At 63.1% G+C, this 18998-nt stretch carries 19 protein-coding genes; 6 read left to right on the plus strand and 13 right to left on the minus strand.

What is annotated here, in order from left to right; translation table 11 throughout:
- Positions 1-22 precede the first annotated feature (22 nt).
- The 4 genes from ACR0FC_RS05710 to ACR0FC_RS05725 all read right to left on the minus strand — a co-directional run bounded on the left by ACR0FC_RS05710 (position 23) and on the right by ACR0FC_RS05725 (position 5068).
- A complete protein-coding gene (locus ACR0FC_RS05710; protein ID WP_170338852.1) occupies positions 23-2383 on the minus strand; it encodes a xanthine dehydrogenase family protein molybdopterin-binding subunit in 2361 nt (786 codons plus the stop codon).
- Between the two features lie 81 nt (positions 2384-2464).
- Entirely contained in the window at positions 2465-2950 is a 486-nt protein-coding gene (locus tag ACR0FC_RS05715; protein ID WP_170338854.1) for a (2Fe-2S)-binding protein, read from the minus strand.
- Between the two features lie 148 nt (positions 2951-3098).
- Positions 3099-4103 (minus strand): molybdopterin-binding protein, encoded by a 1005-nt coding sequence (locus ACR0FC_RS05720; RefSeq protein ID WP_170338855.1) that lies wholly within the window; start codon positions 4101-4103, stop codon positions 3099-3101.
- A complete protein-coding gene (locus ACR0FC_RS05725) occupies positions 4100-5068 on the minus strand; it encodes an XdhC family protein (protein WP_170338857.1) in 969 nt (322 codons plus the stop codon). The genes ACR0FC_RS05720 and ACR0FC_RS05725 overlap by 4 nt, the downstream gene beginning before the upstream one ends.
- Positions 5069-5324: 256 nt before the next feature.
- Between ACR0FC_RS05725 and ACR0FC_RS05730 the strand changes: the two genes are divergently transcribed.
- A complete protein-coding gene (locus tag ACR0FC_RS05730; protein ID WP_170338859.1) occupies positions 5325-5825 on the plus strand; it encodes a hypothetical protein in 501 nt (166 codons plus the stop codon).
- A 2-nt stretch (positions 5826-5827) separates the two neighbouring features.
- On the opposite strand, the gene ACR0FC_RS05735 is transcribed toward ACR0FC_RS05730, so the two are convergent.
- Both ACR0FC_RS05735 and ACR0FC_RS05740 read right to left on the minus strand, forming a co-directional pair.
- Positions 5828-7084 (minus strand): vWA domain-containing protein, encoded by a 1257-nt coding sequence (locus ACR0FC_RS05735; RefSeq protein ID WP_170338861.1) that lies wholly within the window; start codon positions 7082-7084, stop codon positions 5828-5830.
- Between the two features lie 37 nt (positions 7085-7121).
- Positions 7122-8030, minus strand: coding sequence for an AAA family ATPase (locus ACR0FC_RS05740; protein WP_170338863.1), 909 nt, complete (start codon positions 8028-8030; stop codon positions 7122-7124).
- A 144-nt stretch (positions 8031-8174) separates the two neighbouring features.
- On the opposite strand from ACR0FC_RS05740, the gene pyrC reads away from it, so the two are divergent.
- The gene (gene pyrC, locus ACR0FC_RS05745; protein WP_170338865.1) at positions 8175-9212 is read left to right on the plus strand and encodes a dihydroorotase; all 1038 of its coding nucleotides are present in this window, start codon (positions 8175-8177) and stop codon (positions 9210-9212) included.
- Here pyrC and ACR0FC_RS05750 read toward each other — a convergent pair.
- Together ACR0FC_RS05750 and ACR0FC_RS05755 are read right to left on the minus strand one after the other, a co-directional pair.
- Positions 9209-10504: an MmgE/PrpD family protein gene (locus ACR0FC_RS05750; RefSeq protein ID WP_170338867.1), complete on the minus strand. Its 1296-nt coding sequence runs from the start codon at positions 10502-10504 to the stop codon at positions 9209-9211. The two genes, pyrC and ACR0FC_RS05750, sit on opposite strands and share 4 nt — an antisense overlap.
- A gap of 38 nt (positions 10505-10542) precedes the next feature.
- The gene (locus ACR0FC_RS05755) at positions 10543-10989 is read right to left on the minus strand and encodes a type II toxin-antitoxin system RatA family toxin (RefSeq protein WP_093961911.1); all 447 of its coding nucleotides are present in this window, start codon (positions 10987-10989) and stop codon (positions 10543-10545) included.
- A 75-nt stretch (positions 10990-11064) separates the two neighbouring features.
- Between ACR0FC_RS05755 and hpt the strand changes: the two genes are divergently transcribed.
- Both hpt and ACR0FC_RS05765 read left to right on the plus strand, forming a co-directional pair.
- Positions 11065-11607: a hypoxanthine phosphoribosyltransferase gene (hpt, locus tag ACR0FC_RS05760; RefSeq protein WP_093962943.1), complete on the plus strand. Its 543-nt coding sequence runs from the start codon at positions 11065-11067 to the stop codon at positions 11605-11607.
- A gap of 23 nt (positions 11608-11630) precedes the next feature.
- Positions 11631-11804 carry a hypothetical protein gene (locus ACR0FC_RS05765; RefSeq protein ID WP_005983545.1) on the plus strand — a complete coding sequence of 58 codons (174 nt, stop codon included), beginning with the start codon at positions 11631-11633 and terminating at the stop codon, positions 11802-11804.
- Here ACR0FC_RS05765 and ACR0FC_RS05770 read toward each other — a convergent pair.
- Both ACR0FC_RS05770 and lipA read right to left on the minus strand, forming a co-directional pair.
- The gene (locus ACR0FC_RS05770; RefSeq protein ID WP_170338869.1) at positions 11794-12948 is read right to left on the minus strand and encodes an amidohydrolase; all 1155 of its coding nucleotides are present in this window, start codon (positions 12946-12948) and stop codon (positions 11794-11796) included. The two genes, ACR0FC_RS05765 and ACR0FC_RS05770, sit on opposite strands and share 11 nt — an antisense overlap.
- Positions 12945-13895: a lipoyl synthase gene (lipA, locus tag ACR0FC_RS05775; protein WP_170338871.1), complete on the minus strand. Its 951-nt coding sequence runs from the start codon at positions 13893-13895 to the stop codon at positions 12945-12947. Before lipA ends, ACR0FC_RS05770 begins: the two co-directional genes overlap by 4 nt.
- Before the next feature lie 265 nt (positions 13896-14160).
- On the opposite strand from lipA, the gene ACR0FC_RS05780 reads away from it, so the two are divergent.
- Positions 14161-14709 carry a peroxiredoxin gene (locus ACR0FC_RS05780; protein ID WP_170338873.1) on the plus strand — a complete coding sequence of 183 codons (549 nt, stop codon included), beginning with the start codon at positions 14161-14163 and terminating at the stop codon, positions 14707-14709.
- A 48-nt stretch (positions 14710-14757) separates the two neighbouring features.
- Here ACR0FC_RS05780 and ACR0FC_RS05785 read toward each other — a convergent pair whose 3' ends face one another.
- Positions 14758-15681 carry a LysR substrate-binding domain-containing protein gene (locus tag ACR0FC_RS05785; RefSeq protein WP_170338875.1) on the minus strand — a complete coding sequence of 308 codons (924 nt, stop codon included), beginning with the start codon at positions 15679-15681 and terminating at the stop codon, positions 14758-14760.
- A gap of 60 nt (positions 15682-15741) precedes the next feature.
- The gene (locus tag ACR0FC_RS05790; RefSeq protein ID WP_170338877.1) at positions 15742-16845 is read right to left on the minus strand and encodes a DUF6456 domain-containing protein; all 1104 of its coding nucleotides are present in this window, start codon (positions 16843-16845) and stop codon (positions 15742-15744) included.
- A gap of 238 nt (positions 16846-17083) precedes the next feature.
- Between ACR0FC_RS05790 and ACR0FC_RS05795 the strand changes: the two genes are divergently transcribed.
- Entirely contained in the window at positions 17084-17392 is a 309-nt protein-coding gene (locus tag ACR0FC_RS05795; protein ID WP_170338879.1) for a DUF6477 family protein, read from the plus strand.
- On the opposite strand, the gene ACR0FC_RS05800 is transcribed toward ACR0FC_RS05795, so the two are convergent.
- Positions 17385-18929, minus strand: a complete 1545-nt coding sequence (locus ACR0FC_RS05800) for a trimethylamine methyltransferase family protein (RefSeq protein ID WP_170338881.1) — start codon at positions 18927-18929, stop codon at positions 17385-17387. The two genes, ACR0FC_RS05795 and ACR0FC_RS05800, sit on opposite strands and share 8 nt — an antisense overlap.
- Between the last annotated feature and the right edge of the window lie 69 nt (positions 18930-18998).

An 18998-nucleotide genomic window follows, 5' to 3' on the forward strand; every position in this document is an offset into this window, starting at 1 on the left:
CCTCGCGGTCCAACCTCTCCACTCAGCTGTTCATCGCTGCCCAAACACGCGACGGGCTGACCGGCATGTCGATGTGGTCCACCGCCTTGCCACCCGAGTTCAGCGCATCGATCACGGCATTGACCACCGCAGGCGGCGATCCAATCGCCCCGGCCTCGCCGCAGCCCTTAACGCCCAACGGATTGTGCGTGCACGGCGTCTGGCTGGAATGATCGACGGTATAGAACGGCACGTCATCGGCCCGCGGCATGGCATAGTCCATGAAGGACGCGCTCAGCAGCTGGCCATTCTCGTCATAGACGCAGTTCTCCAACAAGGCCTGACCGATCCCCTGTCCGATGCCACCATGCACCTGGCCGTCGACGATCATCGGGTTGATGATGTTGCCGAAATCATCCGCCGCGGTGAACCGTTCGATGGTCACCTGCCCGGTCTCGGGGTCAACCTCGACCTCGCAGGCATAGGCACCGGCCGGGAAGGTGAAGTTGGCCGGATCATAGAACGCGGTTTCCTCCAGCCCCGGCTCGACCTCAAGCGGGAAGTTGTGCGGCACATAGGCAGTCAGGGTCACATCCCCCCAGGCCACCGACTTGTCGGTGCCGGCCACGGTGAACTGGCCATCCTTCAGCTCGATATCGGCCTCGGACGCCTCCAGCAGGTGCGCCGCGATCTTCTTGGCCTTGTCGATCACCTTCTCGGTCGCCTTGACCATCGCCGATCCACAAACCGCCAGCGAGCGCGACCCATAGGTGCCCATGCCGAACGGGATCTTCGAGGTATCGCCGTGCACGATTTCAACCATCGACTCGTCGATGCCGATCATGTCGGCCACGACCTGCGGAAAGGCCGTCTCGTGCCCCTGCCCGTGGCTGTGCGCCCCGACCATGACGCTGATCGAGCCGGTGGCGTTCACCCGCACGGTTGCGGCGTCATACAGGCCCGCACGCGCACCCAGCATCCCCACGATGTTCGAGGGCGCGATGCCGCAGGCCTCGATATAGCAGTTCACGCCCAGGCCGCGCAGCTTGCCCCGTGCCTCGCTTTCGGCGCGACGTGCCGGGAACCCTGCGAAATCGGCGGCCTGTTCCAGCTTGTCCATGGTGCCGTTGTAGTCGCCGGTGTCATAGGTCAGCGCCACAGGCGTGTCATAGGGGAACTGCGTGATGAAGTTCTGCCGGCGCAGCGCCACCGGATCGACACCCAGCTCGCGCGCGGCTTTGTCGATCACGCGCTCCAGCTGATAGGTCGCCTCGGGGCGGCCTGCACCGCGATAGGCATCCACCGGCACGGTGTTGGTGAACATCGCCCGCACATTCACCTGAATGACCGGCGTCTTGTAGTTGCCCGCCATCAGCGTCCCGTGCAGCCAGGTCGGCACCGAGCTGGAAAACGTCGACAGATACGCGCCCAGATTGGCAAAAGTATTTGTCCGCAGCCCGACAAAATTGTTGTCGGCATCCAGCGCCAGCTCGATCTTGCTGACATGGTCGCGTCCCTGTGCATCCGACATGAACGCCTCGGACCTGCTGGCCGTCCACTTGACCGGGCGGTTGCAGGCCTTGGCGGCGAAGGTGCAGAACGCCTCTTCTGCGTAGTGGAAGATCTTGGTGCCAAAACCGCCACCCACATCCGGAGCCACGACGCGGACCTTGTGCTCGGGCAAGCCCAGCACGAAGGCACACATCAGCAGTCGGATCACATGCGGGTTCTGCGAGGTGGTATAGAGCGTGTATTCATCCGTGCCCCGGCTGTATTCCGCCACGGCCACGCGCGGCTCCATCGGGTTGGCGACCAGACGGTTGTTCACCAGTTCCAAGGTGGTGACATGCGCCGCATTGGCGAACACCTCGTTCACCTTGGCATCGTCGGCCTCGCCCAGCTGCCAGTCATAGCAGATGTTGTTTTTCAGATCGTCATGGACTAGCGGCGCGCCCTCTTCGGCGGCGGCTTTCATGTCCAGAACGGCGGGCAGTTCCTCGATGTCGACGTCGATCGCCTCGGCCGCGTCGCGGGCCAGTTCCAGGCTGTCGGCCACGACGGCCGCGATCGGGTCGCCCACATGGCGCACCTTGCCTTGCGCAAGGATCGGGTGCGGCGGTTCCTGCATGGGCGCGCCGTGCTTGTCGGTCACCTCCCAGCCGCAGGGCATGCCGCCCACGCCTTCGAAATCCTTGCCGGTAAACACCCGGACTACGCCGGGCATGGACTCGGCGACGGACGTGTCGATGCTTTTGATCCGGCCATGCGCGATGTCGGATCGCAGAAAATACACATAGGCCTGACCACGTACGTTGATGTCGTCGGTGTAATTGCCCGCTCCGGTCAAAAAGCGCACGTCCTCGCGGCGCTTGGAACTGGCTCCGATGCCACTGTCTTTGGGCATTGCTTGTTCTCCTCCCATAAACGGATGCTTGGGCGCATCCCTGTCAACCCACGGGCGCTTTCAGTCACGCCCGCAGCGGCATCATTCGGCGGCGATGTGGCTGACGTCCTGGCCGGACGCGGCCATGATCGCCTTGACGATGTTGTGGTACCCGGTGCAGCGGCACAGGTTGCCTTCCAGGTATTTGCGGATTTCGGCCTCGGTCGGGCGCGGGTTTTCCTTCAGCAGGGCCGCTGCCGACATCACCATGCCGGGCGTGCAGAAACCGCATTGCAGGCCGTGATGATCCTGGAACGCCTGCTGGATCACGTTCAGCGATCCGTCCGGGTCGGCCTGCCCCTCGATGGTGCCGACATCGGCCCCGTCGGCTTCAAGCGCCAGCATGTTGCAGGACTTGACCGCCTCGCCGTTCACATGAACCACGCAGGCGCCGCATTGGGCCGTGTCACAGCCCACATGGGTACCGGTCAGCGACAGGTTATCGCGCAAAAAACTGGACAGCAGCGTCCGGCCTTCGACATCACCGCTCACGGTCTTTCCGTTCACGGTCATTGAGACCTGTGTCATTAGTTCCTCCCATTTTCGTATTTATCCTTGGCCCGAGTTAAACACGGGAAAAGTCGTTTGAGAACAAAAATCTTGGCCGTTTCCAACCCGTCTCTTGGGAGCAAAGAGCTAACACATATCGCAGGTCGCCAGCGGTGCGAAACTGCCGTTACGTCACTTTGGGTTTCGCCCGGGGTTGCGGACGGGTCGGGATTTCCTTGAGCAGACCACCGACGCCCATCGCCGCGATATCGGCACCCGCCGTCGGGATGCCGCAAGCCACCCGCGACAGCACCCAGTCGGCCCCGTTCAACGCGGGCGAGCGTGCGCATCCCGGCAAACCGATGACCGGCCGCTTGCCCAAAGCCCCGAGAAACAACAGGTTGCCCGGATCAACCGGCATGCCGAAACGGTCCACCTGCCCACCCGCACGCCGAACGGCCTTCGGCGCCACGTCCTCGACATCGGATGTGGCCGAGCCGGTCAGGATCATGACGATATCGGTATTCATCCGGGTCAATGCCTGCGCCAGAGCATCGACCGCATGCGGAACGATCTGCACGACGTCCAGGCTCAGACCCAGGGCCTCGACCCGGCCGCGCATCGCGGCGATGCCCTTGTCATTGGGCGGCCCGCCGGGGATGTCGGTCACCACCAACCCGGCGCTGCCAAATATCGGCGTGGCCAGGCGAATGGCCCCGCTGGCCAGCTCCGCCGCGCGCTGAACGTCCGCCAGCGGCACCGCGTAGGAAATGACCTTGATCGTGGCAACCATGCCACCCGCACCCATCTGCTGATGCTGAGGAACGGTGGCCACCGTGATCATCGGGTTGACCTGATTGAACGCCAGAAGAGCCTCAACGCCCAGAAAAGCTACGCCCGCGTGATCCGCAATCAGGTTGACACGCCCCGTGAACGGCTCGGTCACGCGCAAGTTGGCCCGCTTCGGATCCGGGGTCAGTGCCGCAGCCAAATGGCGCGCGGCCTCGTCCTCGTGACAGTCGCCGGGTTCCAGCCGCGCGACCACCACCTCGGACACGCCCGCCTCGGCCAACAGGGCGACATGCGTATCGTCCAGCATCATTCCCTTGCGCAGCTTTTTCGTGCCAGCCATGACCGAATGCGCAAGGATCGCGCCCTTCGCGTCCGCAACCGGTATAGGGCCGAACCTCATGCCTTGCCCCGCAGCACGGCTGTCATCTGCGCGATGATCGCAACGGCAATCTCGGCCGGTCCGGCCGCGCCGATATCCAGACCGATCGGCCCGTGGATGCGCTGCAGCTGCTCCGCCGAGAAGCCTGCCTCGGTCATCCGCTGCACCCGTTTGGCATGGGTGCGCGACGACCCAAGCGCGCCGATGTAGAACACGTCCGAGTCCAGCGCAGCCTGCAGGGCCGGATCATCCAGCTTGGGGTCGTGGGTCAGCAGAACCATCGCCGTGCGCGAATCCAGACCGATGCTAGCCACGGCCTCGTCCGGCCAGTCGGTCAGCAGCTTTTCACCGGGAAAACGGGATTTGGACGCAAACGCCTCGCGCGGGTCGATGATGATCGGGTCATAGCCCGCGATCCGCGCCATCGGCACCAGCGCCTGCGCGATATGGACCGCGCCCACCACGATCAGCCGCAAGGGCGGGTTGTGCACGGCCACGAAGGTCTGACCGTCTTCTTCGAACCCTGAACGATCCATGCGCAACCGGTCCGCATAGGCGTTGCGCCGGAGCGCGCGGTGGCCGGTTTCGACATTGACCTCATACGCCACGGGCTCGCGCCGCGCCCGAGCCGCCACCAGTTCGGCCAGCATCTGTTCGGGCAGGACCGCGCCCACCGGCTCGACCAGAACCCGGATCGTGCCGCCGCAGGCCAGCCCAACGGCAAAGGCATCCTCGTCGCTGACCCCGAATTCCAGCAGGCGCGCTTCGCCTTCTTCGATGGCTTCAAGCGCCTCGACGATCACCGCGCCTTCGACACAACCGCCCGAGACCGAGCCTTCGATCCGGCCGTCGCCGCTGATGACCAACTGAGCGCCCACCCGCCGAGGTGCGCTGCCCCACGTTTCGACGACCGTCGCCAGAACCGCGCCGCGACCCTCGCGAAACCACGCCAATGCCGTTTCCGGACTGTTGTCAAATCTGTCCATCGGACCCTCCCGCGGTGGTTCGCATCAACATAAGCAGGATTGACGCGATGAAAAGCAAGGAGCGCGTTCTCGGGTGGATTATCTCGAGCACCGACCCTGCCAACTTGGTTCTTCACGTGACGCAGAAGGCAGGTTTCGGCCGAAGTCCGCGACAGACAATCAAACATTTGATTGTTTTTCGGACGCCGACTAGCCTGCGGACAGGCCCGACTTGCGGCCGAATTGACGCAAGAGATTTCGTAAAGGAGACAATGTCTTGAAACAGATATTTACACTAACCATCGGCGCAGCGGCATTGATTGCAGGCAGCGCCTGGGCCGACACTTTCGAACGCTACGGAGAGGTCGAGGGCTGGAAGGTCTTTGTCGACAAGGACAAAAAGTCATGCCTGATCGAAGCGGTCGATGATGCCGAGAACGTGGTGCAGATGGGTCTGACCGAAGACCGCAGCGTTGGATATGTCGGTGTGTTTACCAAGGCGGAAACCGACATCAAGCGCGGAGACAAGGAGGCCGTCGCGATCCTGTTGGGCGACAACCTGTATGTCGGCGAGGCGACCGGCATGAAGGGCAACATCACCAAGGGGTATTCGGGCGGCTATGTCCTGTCGGACGACCCGCAATTCGCCGACGACCTGGCCAAGCAAAAGGTCATGGCGGTGTTTCCCGAGAAGTCCTTTGGCTTCACCGTCGATCTGACCGGCACCTACAAGGCCATGGAAATGGCGCGCGAGTGCAACGAAAAGCAACTGCAGTAACGTTAGCCTGAAAGCGCGGCCAACAACCGCGCTTTCTCTCCCTGGTCGTCGGGTCGTGAAATCACGGCGGCCAGATCCTCAAGCGATGCAATCGAATGACCGGCACGGAAGCTGTCCACATGCGGCAGCATGGTGGCGACGCCCTGCGCCTTTGGCGCGAACCCGTCCCAGCGCAGCAGCGGGTTCAGCCAGATCAACCGCCGGGCCGACAGATGCAGGCGTTCGATCTCTTTTTCCAGCAGATCGGGGTCACCCCGTTCCAGCCCGTCGGTGATCAGTAGCACCACGGCCCCCTGCCCCATCACCCGGCGCGACCAGTCGCGGTTGAACTGGTGCAGGCATTCGCCGATGCGCGTGCCGCCCTCCCAATCCTGAGCCTCGGCCCCGGCGGCGGCCAGCGCGGCATCGACGTCGCGCTGATGCAGGTGCCGCGTGATGTTCGTCAGCCGCGTGCCGAAGGTGAACGCATGCACCTTGGCCCAGCCGGCCCCTTTGGCGTTCGAGACCGTGTGCAGAAAGTGCAGGATGATCCGGCTGTACTGGCTCATCGACCCCGAGATGTCACACAGCGCGATCAGATTGGGCCAGCGCGGTTTCGGTTTGACGAGTGCGATCTGTCGCATCTCGCCGCCCTGACGCATGGCCGCGCGCAAGGTGCGCGCCCGGTCGATCCGCTGGCCCAGATGGCTGGCCTGCCCCCGGCGCGAGGCGATCGGGTCCACCGGCAGTTGCAGCCGCGCCAGAATGCGCTTGGCCTGTGCGGTTTCCGCGGTGCTCATCTGTTCGAAATCCAGCGACCTCAGCCGTTCTTCGGACGAGGCGGTCTGCGTGGCATCAATCTCGATTTCGCTTTCGCCTTCTTGCTCGACGTCCTTGGGCTCGTCCCGTTCGACACCGTCCAGCAGGGCCTCGGCCGCGCGTTTTTCGCCCGCTTCGGCCATGCGTTCCTCCTGAACGCCACGAATGGCCGGCAGCATCATCGACATCATGTGCTCAAGATACCGCGGGTCGCGCCAGTACAGGCGGAAGATCTGGGCAAACACGGTGCGATGCTCGGGCCGGTTCACGAAACAGGCATGCAGGGTCCAGTAGAAATCCTGCTTGCGGGTGAAGCCCGCCGCCTGCACCGCGCGGATAGCGTCGACCACGCGGCCGGGGCCGATCGGCAGTCCGGCCTTGCGCAAGGCGCGGGCGAAATGGGTGATGTTCTGCGCCAATTTCGGATCGGCCGGGATATCCAGCGGAAGCTGTTCGGCCATCGCTAGGCCCCCGGAGTGTTTTGGCGCCGCGATGACATTAGACCGGTTCGAGCGTGGCTTTGGCCTGATCCAGAATGCGCTTGGCCTCGGAGCCCTGCAGTTTCTGGATGTCGTCCTGGTATTTCAGGATCGCGCCCAGCGTGTCGCCGATCACCTCGGGGCTGAGGTTGATCACGTCCAGTGCCAGCAGGCATTTCGCCCAGTCGATGGTCTCGGCCACGCCGGGTTTCTTGAACAGGTCCTCGGTGCGCAGATGCTGGACAAAGGCCACCACTTCGCGGCTCAGCGCCTCGGCGGCCTCGGGCGCGCGGGCGTGCAGGATCTCCAACTCGCGGTCGAAATCGGGGTAATCGACCCAATGATACAGGCAGCGGCGCTTGAGCGCGTCATGCACCTCGCGCGTGCGGTTCGACGTGACGATGACAATGGGCGATTCGGGCGCTTTGATCGTGCCGATCTCGGGGATCGTAACCTGGAAATCGCTCAGCGCCTCTAGGAGGAAGGCCTCGAACGGTTCGTCCGTGCGATCCAGTTCGTCGATCAGCAGCACCGGCGGGCCAGCCGGGTCGGGCTCCATCGCCTCGAGCAGCGGGCGGCGGATCAGATAGTCGCCGCTGAACAGTTCCTCCTGCAGGCCCTTCCGGTCGGACCCGCCGACCGCCTCGGCGGTGCGGATGGCCACCATCTGGGCGGGAAAGTTCCATTCATAGACGGCCGAAGACGCATCGAGCCCTTCATAGCATTGCAGCCGGATCAGGCGGCGGCCAAGTCCAGAGGCCAGGGCCTTGGCGATCTCGGTCTTGCCGACACCCGCCTCGCCCTCCAGAAACAGCGGCCGGCCCAGTCTCAGCGACAGGAACACCACGGTGGCCAGGGCGCGACCGCAGACATAGCCCTGTTCGCCCAGCATCTTCTGAACGGCGTCGATGGAATCTGGCTGGCTCATGTGTCTCATTCTCCCTTGGCACAACAGGTCATGGCTGCCGCTGCGCGTCAAGACCGTGATCTTTCCGGGACTTGCGGCAATCTGGTCGCCTGGCAAGGTTTGTTGTCACTTTCCCGTACGGCCTGCCTGTGCTAGCCCGGCGCCATGACCGATACTCTGACGCTCCGCCGCCCCGATGACTGGCACCTGCATCTGCGCGATGGCGCCATGCTGCAGGCCGTCCTGCCCGAAACCGCCCGCCATTTCGCGCGGGCCATCATCATGCCCAACCTGGTGCCCCCAGTGGTCACCGGCGCTCAGGCCGCGTCCTACCGCGACCGTATCCTGGCTGCCCTGCCCGAAGGCATGAGCTTTGAGCCGTTGATGACCCTGTACCTGACCGAGGATACCGACCCAGACGACATGGCCGCGGCCCATGCCAGCGGTCTGGTCAAGGCGGTAAAGCTGTACCCGGCAGGGGCCACGACCAACTCGGCCTCGGGCGTGCGGGATTTCGACAAGGTGCGCCCCGTGCTGGAACGGATGGCCGAGATCGGCCTGCCGCTCTGCGTGCATGGCGAGGTCACCGATGCCGAGATCGACATCTTCGACCGCGAGGCGGTGTTCATCGACCGCGTTCTGGACCCGATCCGCAAGGCCACGCCGGGCCTGCGCGTGGTTATGGAGCATATCACCACCCGCGACGGCGTGGAATATGTGCGCGCGAACGAGATCGACCTGGGCGCCACGATCACCGCGCATCACCTGATCATCAACCGCAACCACATCCTTGTGGGCGGGATCAAGCCGCACTACTACTGCCTGCCCGTCGCCAAGCGCGAAGATCACCGCAAGGCGCTGGTCGATGCAGCAACCTCGGGCGACGAACGGTTCTTTCTGGGGACTGACAGCGCCCCGCATACGGACGCCAACAAGGAAATGGCCTGCGGCTGCGCGGGATGTTTCACCGCCACGAACACCATGTCGCTGGTGGCCGAGGTCTTTGACCGCGCGGGTGCTCTGGACAAGCTGGAAGGGTTCACGTCGGTCAACGGGCCAAGGTTCTACCGGCTGCCCGTCAACGATCAGACCATCACCCTGCAGAAGGGCGAACCGGTCACCTACCCTGACAAGATCGAAACGCGCGATGGCCCGGTCACCGTGTTCGACCCCGGCTTCCCGCTGCACTGGCGCGTGGTCTAGTCAACCAGTCGTTTTGCTAGATCCGCTGCGCGCCCGCCGGTGCGCAGCATCGACCAGATCGCATCCGCGTCGTCCGCGCCGATCAGTTTGGCGGTCTTGTCGCGGACCCGGTCCTCGCGTTCGGAAATCGAGATCGGCGCGGCCAGATCGCGGGTCGCCTCGCGCCGTACCCCGTCCCGCCGCAAAAGCGCCAAGCGGGCCTCGGTCTCGGACAGGGTTTCATCCGCTTCAACCGTAATCCGGTCGCGCAGAGATTGCAGGCGCGGATCGGCGCAGACCTTGTCCGTGTAGCTTGCAGGCAGAGCGGTATCGTATCCCAATGCCTGCATCGCGATCACCGTCCGATAGGAAAACTTGGCGCCCAGCCCGGTTGTCGGCGCGGTCTTATTGCAGACGCTCATCCATCGGGGATGGGTGAGGATCTTGATCTCGGCCACCTCGGGTTCGGCGATGTCCAGATCGCGCGCCGCCTCGAGCGCGGCGTGCAGCCCGTGGCAGCAGGCGTGGAACTTGTGGCTGACGCTTTCGAACAGCCACTCATCCCCAAGTCCCGACAGAGCCGTGGCAGTATCATCGGCACCGTGATGGGTCGCGCCAAATCCGAACGGGCCGGTCAGGGCATCGGGATTGGGCGCGAACCCCCGCTGAACCAACAGCGCGGCCTCGACCCCGACCGACGCCGCCTGCCCCGCATTGTAAGGCTTGCCCATGGTGCCAAACTGCGCCTTGAGACCCGCCGCCCGGGTCGCGGTCAACCCCAGAACCCGGCGCATGGCCGCCGCATCGCATCCCAGTAGGCGGGCGGCCGCCGCGGCCGCTCCGAACGCGCCCGCCGTCGCGGTCTGGTGGAACCCGACCTGATAATGCCCCCGCCCCAGCCACAGGCCGATGCGGATGGACAACTCCATCCCCACCAAGGCCGATTCCAACAGCTCGACGACGGGCTGGTCCTGCCATTCGGCGACGGCCAGCGCGGCTGGAAACACCGCCACCGAGGGGTGACCGATATGGGCGAAATGCGTGTCATCATAGTCCAGCGCGTGCGACACCGTGCCGTTGACCAAAGCCGCAGCGCGCATCGGCGCAGTCCCGCCGCCGAACAGAGTGGCCTGGCCGGCCCCGCCTTCGTCCAGGACCATCTCCCGCAGGATGCGAGAGACCTGTTCGTTGACGCCTGCGCGCCCAACCGCCAGCCAGTCGAGCGCGGACAAAGACGTGACGATCCGAGCCCGCGCAGTTGTCTTGACCGGGCCTGCGGCGAATTCGGAAAGAGTGCGTGTGAAATCAGTCATGCGGCGCAGTCTAACGTGCGCCCGCGCCGGGTAAACCCTCAGCCGTAAAGGCTGGCCGCGCGCTGCTCGAAGGCCCGTACGATCCGGTGCATCGCCTCGTTGAAAACCACGCCGATGATGCCCTGCAACACGGCGTTCTTGAACTCGAAATCCACGTGGAAGGATACGTTGCAGCCGCCCTCGGGCGCGTCCTCGAAATGCCAGTCCGATTTCATGTATTTGAACGGGCCGTCCAGATATTCGGTGTCGATCTTCCTTTGATCGGGGTACAGCGTCACCCGGCTGCCGAACCGTTCGCGGAACACCTTGAACGAGATCACCAGATCGGCCTCCATCACCTGCGCCTCGCCCGCCGCATAGGTTCGCCGGATCCGCGCGGCCGCGCACCAAGGCAGAAACTCGGGGTATTTCGCCACATCTGCAACCAGATCATACATCTGCTGCGCGCTGTATGGGAGGTGGCGGGTTTCCGAATGAGTGGGCATGGCAACCTGGGCATTTGAAACGTGACAATGGCGCGTCATGTCGTATGTTGCGCGCCAAAGATCAAGGGGGCAGCCATGAGCCAGCGCGCATATGTGATAGATGAGATGATCTCGGCCAAGGCCATCGCGGCGCGGATCGAGGAATTGTGCCGCGAAATCACCCGCGAATTCGGCGACACCGACAAGCTGGTGGTCGTGGGCCTGCTGCGCGGCAGCTTCGTGTTCATCGCCGATCTGGTGCGCGAACTGGACCTGCCGATCGAGGTCGATTTCCTCGAGGCGTCCTCGTATGGCGATTCAATGGAAAGCAGCCGGGAAGTGCGCATTCTCAAAGACTTGCGTGGGGCAATTGAAGGGCGCGACGTGCTGGTGGTCGAAGATATCGTCGACACGGGACACACGCTGAACCACGTCACCCACCTGCTGCGCAGCCGCCAGCCGAAACGGCTCAAGTCGATTGCACTGTTGGACAAACCCAGCCGCCGCGAGGTCGATTTCCGCGCCGACTGGATCGGCTTTGAAATCCCTGACGAATTCGTCGTGGGCTATGGCATCGACTATGCCCAACGCAACCGCAACCTGCCCTTCATCGGCAAGGTCCGCTTTACCGAAGACTGATCCCGCCGCGGATTCGAGGCCCCATGATCCTGCGCCACCTTCTGCGAATGTCCCGATGGGCGCGCAATCCGCCCTCGGACCAGCGGGTCAAACTGGTGCTGGGCCTGATCGTTCTGTGTCTGGTGATTGCCGGCGTTGAATACATGGGCTGGTGGCCCGAATGGGCAACCAGCCAGCCACGCAAGCTCAGGCCGTGACCGGCGCGTCCAGCACCTGACGAATTGCCGCCAGAAAGATACCCGCACCGACAGGAATCAGCGCATCGGGGAAATCATAGTCGGGGTTGTGCAATTGCGGATGGTCGACCCCGGACCCCAGCCAGAACATGGCGGTTTTCGACCCCTTGGCGAATTGCCCGAAATCCTCCGAGAACCGTTGCGGCGCGGTGGTCAGGCGCGGTTGCACCCCGGCCTGCGCGCAGGCTTGAGCCAGGATCTGCACGGCCTCTGGGTGGTTGACGCAGGCCTCGAACACGTCGTCATAGGTGATCTCGACACCCAGTCCCTCGTCGGCCGCAGCCTTGCGCACCAGCGCCTCGGCCTGATCGACCAGTTGCGCCATGCGCGCGTCCGAGACGGTGCGCAGCGTGACCCATATCTCGGCCTCACCGGGCGCCACGCCGAATGTCGGGGCCCCCAGTTGGGCGTGGGTGACGGTGGTCAGCGCGTAATCCTCAGTCAGTTCGCCGCCCGGCCCCAAGGCCGCCAAGGCCGGCATCAACTCGGCCATGGCCGAGGCCGGCGACAGCCCGTTCTGCGGGGCCGCGGCGTGCGAGGTCTTGCCCGTCAGCCGCACCCGCATCCCGCGTGAGGCGCAATTGGCCGGGCCAGAGCACAGCTCGACCGCGCCCAGCTGCAAGCCCGACAAGTTGTGCAGCGAGAACAGAAAATCCGGCTGTATCTCAGCATATTGCGGATCGTTCCGAAAGTCGCGTGCGCCCTGTCCGGTCTCTTCGGCGGGCTGAAAGATCAGCACGACCCGACCGCGTGACATGGGCGCTTGCGCCAGGTCCTGCGCCACGCCCAGCACAATGGCCATATGGCCGTCATGCCCGCACAGATGACCCTTACCCGGAACCTGCGAGCAATAGGGTTTGCCCGGCATCTCCAATATCGGCAGCGCGTCGAGTTCGCAGCGGATACCAACGGTCGGCCCCGGCTGGCCCGAGTCGAACACGGCCGCCACCCCATGCCCACCGATCCCGGTCAGAAGCCGACTGGCCAAACCGCGCAATTGCTCGGCGATGAAAACGGCCGTTTCGGCCTCTTCACCCGAGACCTCGGGCCGTTGGTGCAACGCGTGGCGCAGCGCAGTCAGTTGCGCGAGCCGTTCGGGCGTCACGCCTGCCCCAGCTTTTTCTGCCGCGCTGCCCGCAGGCGCGCGAAATCATCGCCCGCATGGTACGAGGACCGGGTCAGGGGCGTGGCTGAAACCATCAGGAACCCCTTGCCATAGGCGGCTTTTTCATAGGCCGCGAACTCTTCGGGCGTGACAAAGCGGTCCACGCGGTGGTGTTTCGGCGTGGGCTGCAGATACTGACCGATGGTCAGGAAATCGATGTCGGCGGCGCGCATGTCGTCCATGACCTGGCGCACCTGCTGTTCGTTCTCGCCCAGTCCGACCATGATGCCCGACTTGGTGAAGATCGACGGGTCCAGTTCCTTGATCCTCTGCAACAGACGCAGCGAGTGGAAATAGCGCGCGCCCGGGCGCACCTCGGGGTACAGGCCCGGCACGGTTTCAAGGTTGTGGTTGAACACATCCGGCTTGGCCGCGACCACGGTTTCCAAAACCGACGGATCGCATTTCAGAAAATCCGGGGTCAGGATCTCGATCGTTGTCTTGGGCGAGCGGTGACGCACCGCGCGGATGGTCTGAGCGAAATGCTCGGCCCCGCCATCGGCCAGGTCGTCGCGGTCGACCGAGGTGATCACGACATGATTCAGACCCAGCTTTTCCACCGCATGTGCCACCCGGCCCGGTTCGAACGCGTCCAGCGCATCGGGGCGACCGGTGGCGATGTTGCAGAAGGTGCAGCCGCGGGTGCAGATCTCGCCCATGATCATCATTGTCGCGTGGCCCTGGCTCCAGCATTCGCCCACATTCGGGCAGCCGGCCTCTTCGCAGACGGTGACCAGGTTGTTGTCGCGCATGATCCGGCGCGTGTCGGCATAGCCCTTGCCGCCGGGTGCTTTCACTCGGATCCAGTTGGGCTTTTTCGGCTGCGCATTGTCGGGCTTATGCGCCTTTTCCGGGTGACGTTGTTCAGGGATTTTCAGATCGCGCACGGGGCCGGTTTCCTGACTTTGGGTCAATTTGGTTGGTGCATAACATAAACCGGTCGGATGTATTACGCCAGCCATGCATAGCTGTCATGCGTCAGCGTTTCGCACACGCAGAATGCAATCGTGATTTTCCGGGAGACCGTCGCAAATTTCGACATGATTTCTGAGGACAAGAGGATATTCGCAAACGCAGCACATCCCGTGTTGAAGCCGGTTTGGAATCGTTTTAACCCACGGGCCGAACAAATGTGAATCACAGGAGATGCCCATGAAAACCGGCGCCAAGCTGCCCGACGTGACATTCCACACCCGCGTGCGCGACGACTCGATCGAAGGGCCCAACCCGTTCCGCTGGGAAGACAAGACCACGGCCGACTACTTCGCAGGCAAGCGGGTCATCCTGTTCTCGCTGCCCGGTGCGTTTACCCCCACCTGCTCGACCTACCAACTGCCGGGGTTTGAAAACAACTACGAGGCGTTCAAGGCCAAGGGCATCGACGAGATCTACTGCATGTCGGTCAATGACAGCTTTGTCATGAACAAGTGGGCGCAGGATCAGGGGCTGAAGAACGTCAAGGTCATTCCTGACGGGTCGGGCGAGTTCACCCGCAAGATGGGCATGCTGGTCGACAAGGCAAATCTGGGCTTTGGCATGCGGTCGTGGCGCTATGCCGCCATCATCAACGACGGTGTGGTCGAGGCGTGGTTCGAAGAGCCTGGCCTTATGGACAACTGCCCCGAGGACCCCTATGGCGTTTCGTCGCCCGAAAACCTGATGAAGCACCTGGAAGAAGCGCAGCAGCCCGAAATGGCCTGAGCCTTCAACCAGCCTCCACTCGAAGGGCTCGCCAAGTGCGGGCCCTTTTCAGTTCCGGGTTTCTGACACGATGTTTTCGCCGACCTGCCGGATCACCTGGGCCAGTTGATCGAACCACACCGCCCCATCCGACGAATCGCGCCGCACGAGGCCGATCTGCCGCGCGGGCTCCGGGGCGCCGAACCGCAGCAGTTTCAGCCTCGGCACGGCATCGGCCTCGGAACGCGCCGCCAATTCCGGAATCAAGGTCAGGCCGAACCCCTCGGCCACCAAACGCGACAGCGTGGCCAAAGACGACGCGCCCATGTTGATATGGGCGCTGGTCCGGTCCTGCCCGCACACCTCAAGCGCCTGATCCGTCAGGCAATGCCCGTCTTCCAGCAGCATCAGCTGGGCTGCGTTCAGGTCGATCGGGCGCAGAGCGTCGGGGCTGACGGTCAAGCTCTTCAGGCGTGTCTCGCTGCCGGCCAGCAGAAAACGATCCTCGAACAAAGGCACCTCGTCCAGGCCGTGCGCGCCCACCGGCAGGGCCAGCACGGCGGCGTCAATCTCGCCCGCTTTCAGCATCGACAGCAACCGCTCGGTGCGCGCCTCGCGTACCTGTACGCGCAGGGACACATCCGCTGACCGCAGACCAGCCAAAACACCCGGCAACAGATATGGCGCGACCGTCGGGATCAAGCCGACCGACAGACTGCGATGCCCGGTGGAGTTGTCACGCGCGAACCGATCCAACCGTTCGGCCGCGCCCAAAATGCGCCGTGCGTGCTCCAGCGCATCACGCCCCAACGGTGTCAGCAGAACATCGCGGGCGCGCCTTTCAAACAGCGGCCCGCCCATGATGTCTTCCAAAGCCCGGATCTGCACCGATAGCGCCGGTTGAGAAACATGACACACCTGAGCGGCCCGGCCAAAGTTGCGTTGCTCGGCCACGGCGCGGAAGTATTGTAGCTGCCTGAGGGTAAAATTCATAACCCCTGATTATCACCTGCTGCGTTTTCCGCAACTGCAGCCAATCGGATTCAACGTGAATCAGCCGATCAACCGGTCACACTCTGCTTGCTTCTCGTAATGTCGCTTGAGGCGCTGCAGTGCAATGCGCAGCACGATCTTCCCCGAACGTGCTGACCAGCCCATCCGTTTCTCGGCCAGTTCCAGACCTTCCAGATAGCAACAACACCGCAGCGCAACGTCGCTCAGACCCGGACCCAGATCCGACAAGGCCCGGGCCACGCGATCACGCGCCTCGGACGACCCCCGCGCAACCGGCACATCGCCCTCGAAACCCGCACAACCGCCAGCGGTGAGGAACCGGTCCCAGTTTTGCGTGACCCGCGGTCCGATCTGGGCCAGCTCGAAATCTTCGCGCAGTCGCTCTCCGGCGCGCACCAGGCTTTCGTCCAGAAACGGCTTTCCATCCCGGTCGCGCCGGCGCGACAAGGCAATCAGGGGGCTCTCTGCTGCGCAATAGCGGATGCGCCGTGGGCGCCTCTCGTCGGCTTGGCTGCACGTTTTGAATTTCGCCGGTGCCTCGGCCATCCCATATTCTGTCTGTGTCCGCGCGCGGTTTTCGGCATCGGCAATCAACTGGCTCAGTGCGGTTCGGCCCGTTTGCGTGATCCGGTAGCGCGACACACGCCCCGGATTGTCACAAACGATCCAGTCCTTCAGAGCCAAAGCCTGAGCGGTCTTGCAGTCAACAACGGCGGTCCGAGTTGTACCGCCCTCGCCGCTGTCGCGGACAACGACCGCCTTTTCCATGTCCTCGGCCACGGCCAGAACCGCACCCGTTTCGCAAAGGCGCCGCAGCACCCGCAAAGCCTCGCGCTCGAACGCCTCGTCTTCGGCATTGGGAATGCGATGAGGATCATCGCCGACGCCAAAGAAGGGACCAGAGGCCACTTCATTCCCCGCACCGGGAAAGTGTGTTTCGGCAAGTGACTGCAGTGCTTTATCCACTAAGGGATCGTCGCGGCGCATTTCGATCCTTCGGATCTGTCGCAGAATGGTTGACGCGTGACACCCTGCCGACCGCGCCAGATCCCGGATCGACCGTCCCGCCTCAGTATGGGCTAGGTATCGCTGTGCCCCTTCGGGAACCCAAGCTGGAACGGTGAATGCGGTGCTGTTTTCCATCGTTATTCGCCCTCGTCGACAATCAAACTGCCACTGTCCGCCGTCGGATAAAGTGTTAACCAAATCTACCTAGAGTTGCTTTCGTTACTCGTTCGTTAACCTCCAATGGCTCTAACCAGAATTGATTCAAAAAGATAAACAGTCGTGAAACCATCGTTCGGCGCGAGCCATGTCACGGCAACACCCGCTTGGGTTGTGCTAAATTGCTGCAGGAAAAATTGAACAGAGGAACGCCGAAATGCAGGACCTGATGACTATGATCACCGCCCTCCGCCGCCCGCGGCTGCTGTCTCGGGCAGCCAAGGTCGGAGCACAGGAATACGACCGTGACCGCCACTTGCAGCGCCTGTTCGGCTATGGCGCGCTACCGGGAACCGGAGCGGCCTTGATGCGACTGTTGGAGATGGAGCGGAGCGTCGACGACCAACGACGCTCGGGTGATGCCGCATATTCGCTGGTTCGCCACCTGGATCTACTGATCGCACTGATTGGTGAGGCGCGACTGCATCAAGCCAGCCGCGCCCCGGAACTTCGTGTCGTCAAGTGAAGGCGTCGGGCATGGACGCTTTCTTTTCCTCGACATAGGCGGTTAGCGCCGCCAGTTTTTCCGGGTCGAGTTGCGGTTGCTGGTAGTTGGCCAGCAGATGCTCGACCCGGACGGAGGCAAGCATGCGCGTGTCCCGCGCACCCTCTTCTTCCCATGTTTCAAAGGGTTTGTAGTCCAGCAGGTCGGTCTTCCAGAAGGCGCTTTGGAAATTGGCCTGGGTGTGCGCACAGCCAAGATAGTGACCACCCGGCCCCACCTCACGAATCGCGTCCATGGCCTGCGCGTTTTCATCATAGGCCACCCCTTTGGCCAACGCATGAAGCGCTCCCAACTGATCGGCATCCATGACGAATTTTTCGAAATCGGCGACCAGACCGCCTTCGAGCCACCCACATGCGTGCAACATGAAGTTGACGCCTGAAAGCAGCCCCATGTTCAGCGAGTTCGCAGTCTCGTAGGCCGCCTGCGCGTCCGGAAGCTTGGATCCACAGAACGACCCGGCCGAGCGGTAGGGAACACCCAAACGGCGCGCCAACTGACCGGCCCCATAGGTGATATGCGCGGCTTCGGGCGTGCCGAAGGTCGGTGCGCCAGAGTTCATGTCGATCGACGACACGAATGCGCCAAAAATGGCCGGTGCTCCCGGACGGATGATCTGACTGTAGGCGATGCCGGCCAGCACCTCGGCCAGCACTTGCGTCAGAGTTCCGGCAACCGAAACCGGGGCCATTGCGCCGCCCACGATGAAGGGCGAAATGATGCAGGCCTGATTGTTGCGCGCATAGACTTCCAGCGACCCCATCATCACGTCGTCGAACGTCATCGGCGAGTTGATGTTGGTAAGCGAGGTCATCACGGTGTTTTCCTGAACGAACTCCTTGCCGAACAGAATCTCGCACATCTCGACCGAATCCTGCGCCCGGCTGGGATCGGTCACCGAACCCATAAAGGGTTTGTCGGACAGCGTCATGTGCGCCATCAGCATGTCCAGATGACGTTTGTTCACCGGAACGTCCGTCGGTTCGCAGACCGTGCCGCCTGAATGGTGCAGCCACTTGGACATGTAGGCCAGTTTCACGAACTTGTTGAAATCGTCCATCGTGGCATAGCGGCGGCCACCCTGCGCGTCCCGCACGAAAGGCGGTCCGTAGACCGGCGCCAGCACCAGGTTGCGCCCGCCGATTACCACCGATTTTTCGGGGTTGCGCGCGTGCTGCGTGAATTCCTTGGGCGCGGTCTTGATCAGTTCGCGGGCCAGACCTCGCGGAATGCGAACGCGCTCACCATCGATGTCGGCTCCGGCATCCCGCCAGCGTTCCAGCGCCGCGGGGTTGTCGACGAAATTGACGCCGACTTCCTCCAGCACGGTTTCCGCATTGGCCTCGATGATCTCCAACGCTTCGTCATTGAGGATCTCGAAGTTCGGAATGTTGCGTTCGATATACTTCGCCGTTTCGATCCGAACCGCGGTACGCTCGGCCCGGCGGGCGGCGCCTCCGCCACCACGCACTCTGCGTCGGGTGCTTGCCTCTGTCATGAGATGATCCCGTGTGAAAGTTTAGATTGGATTGCTTGTTACAAGATGCCGCGACTTCATCAGATGTGG

The sequence above is a fragment of the Ruegeria sp. BB9 genome, assembly GCF_056539345.1.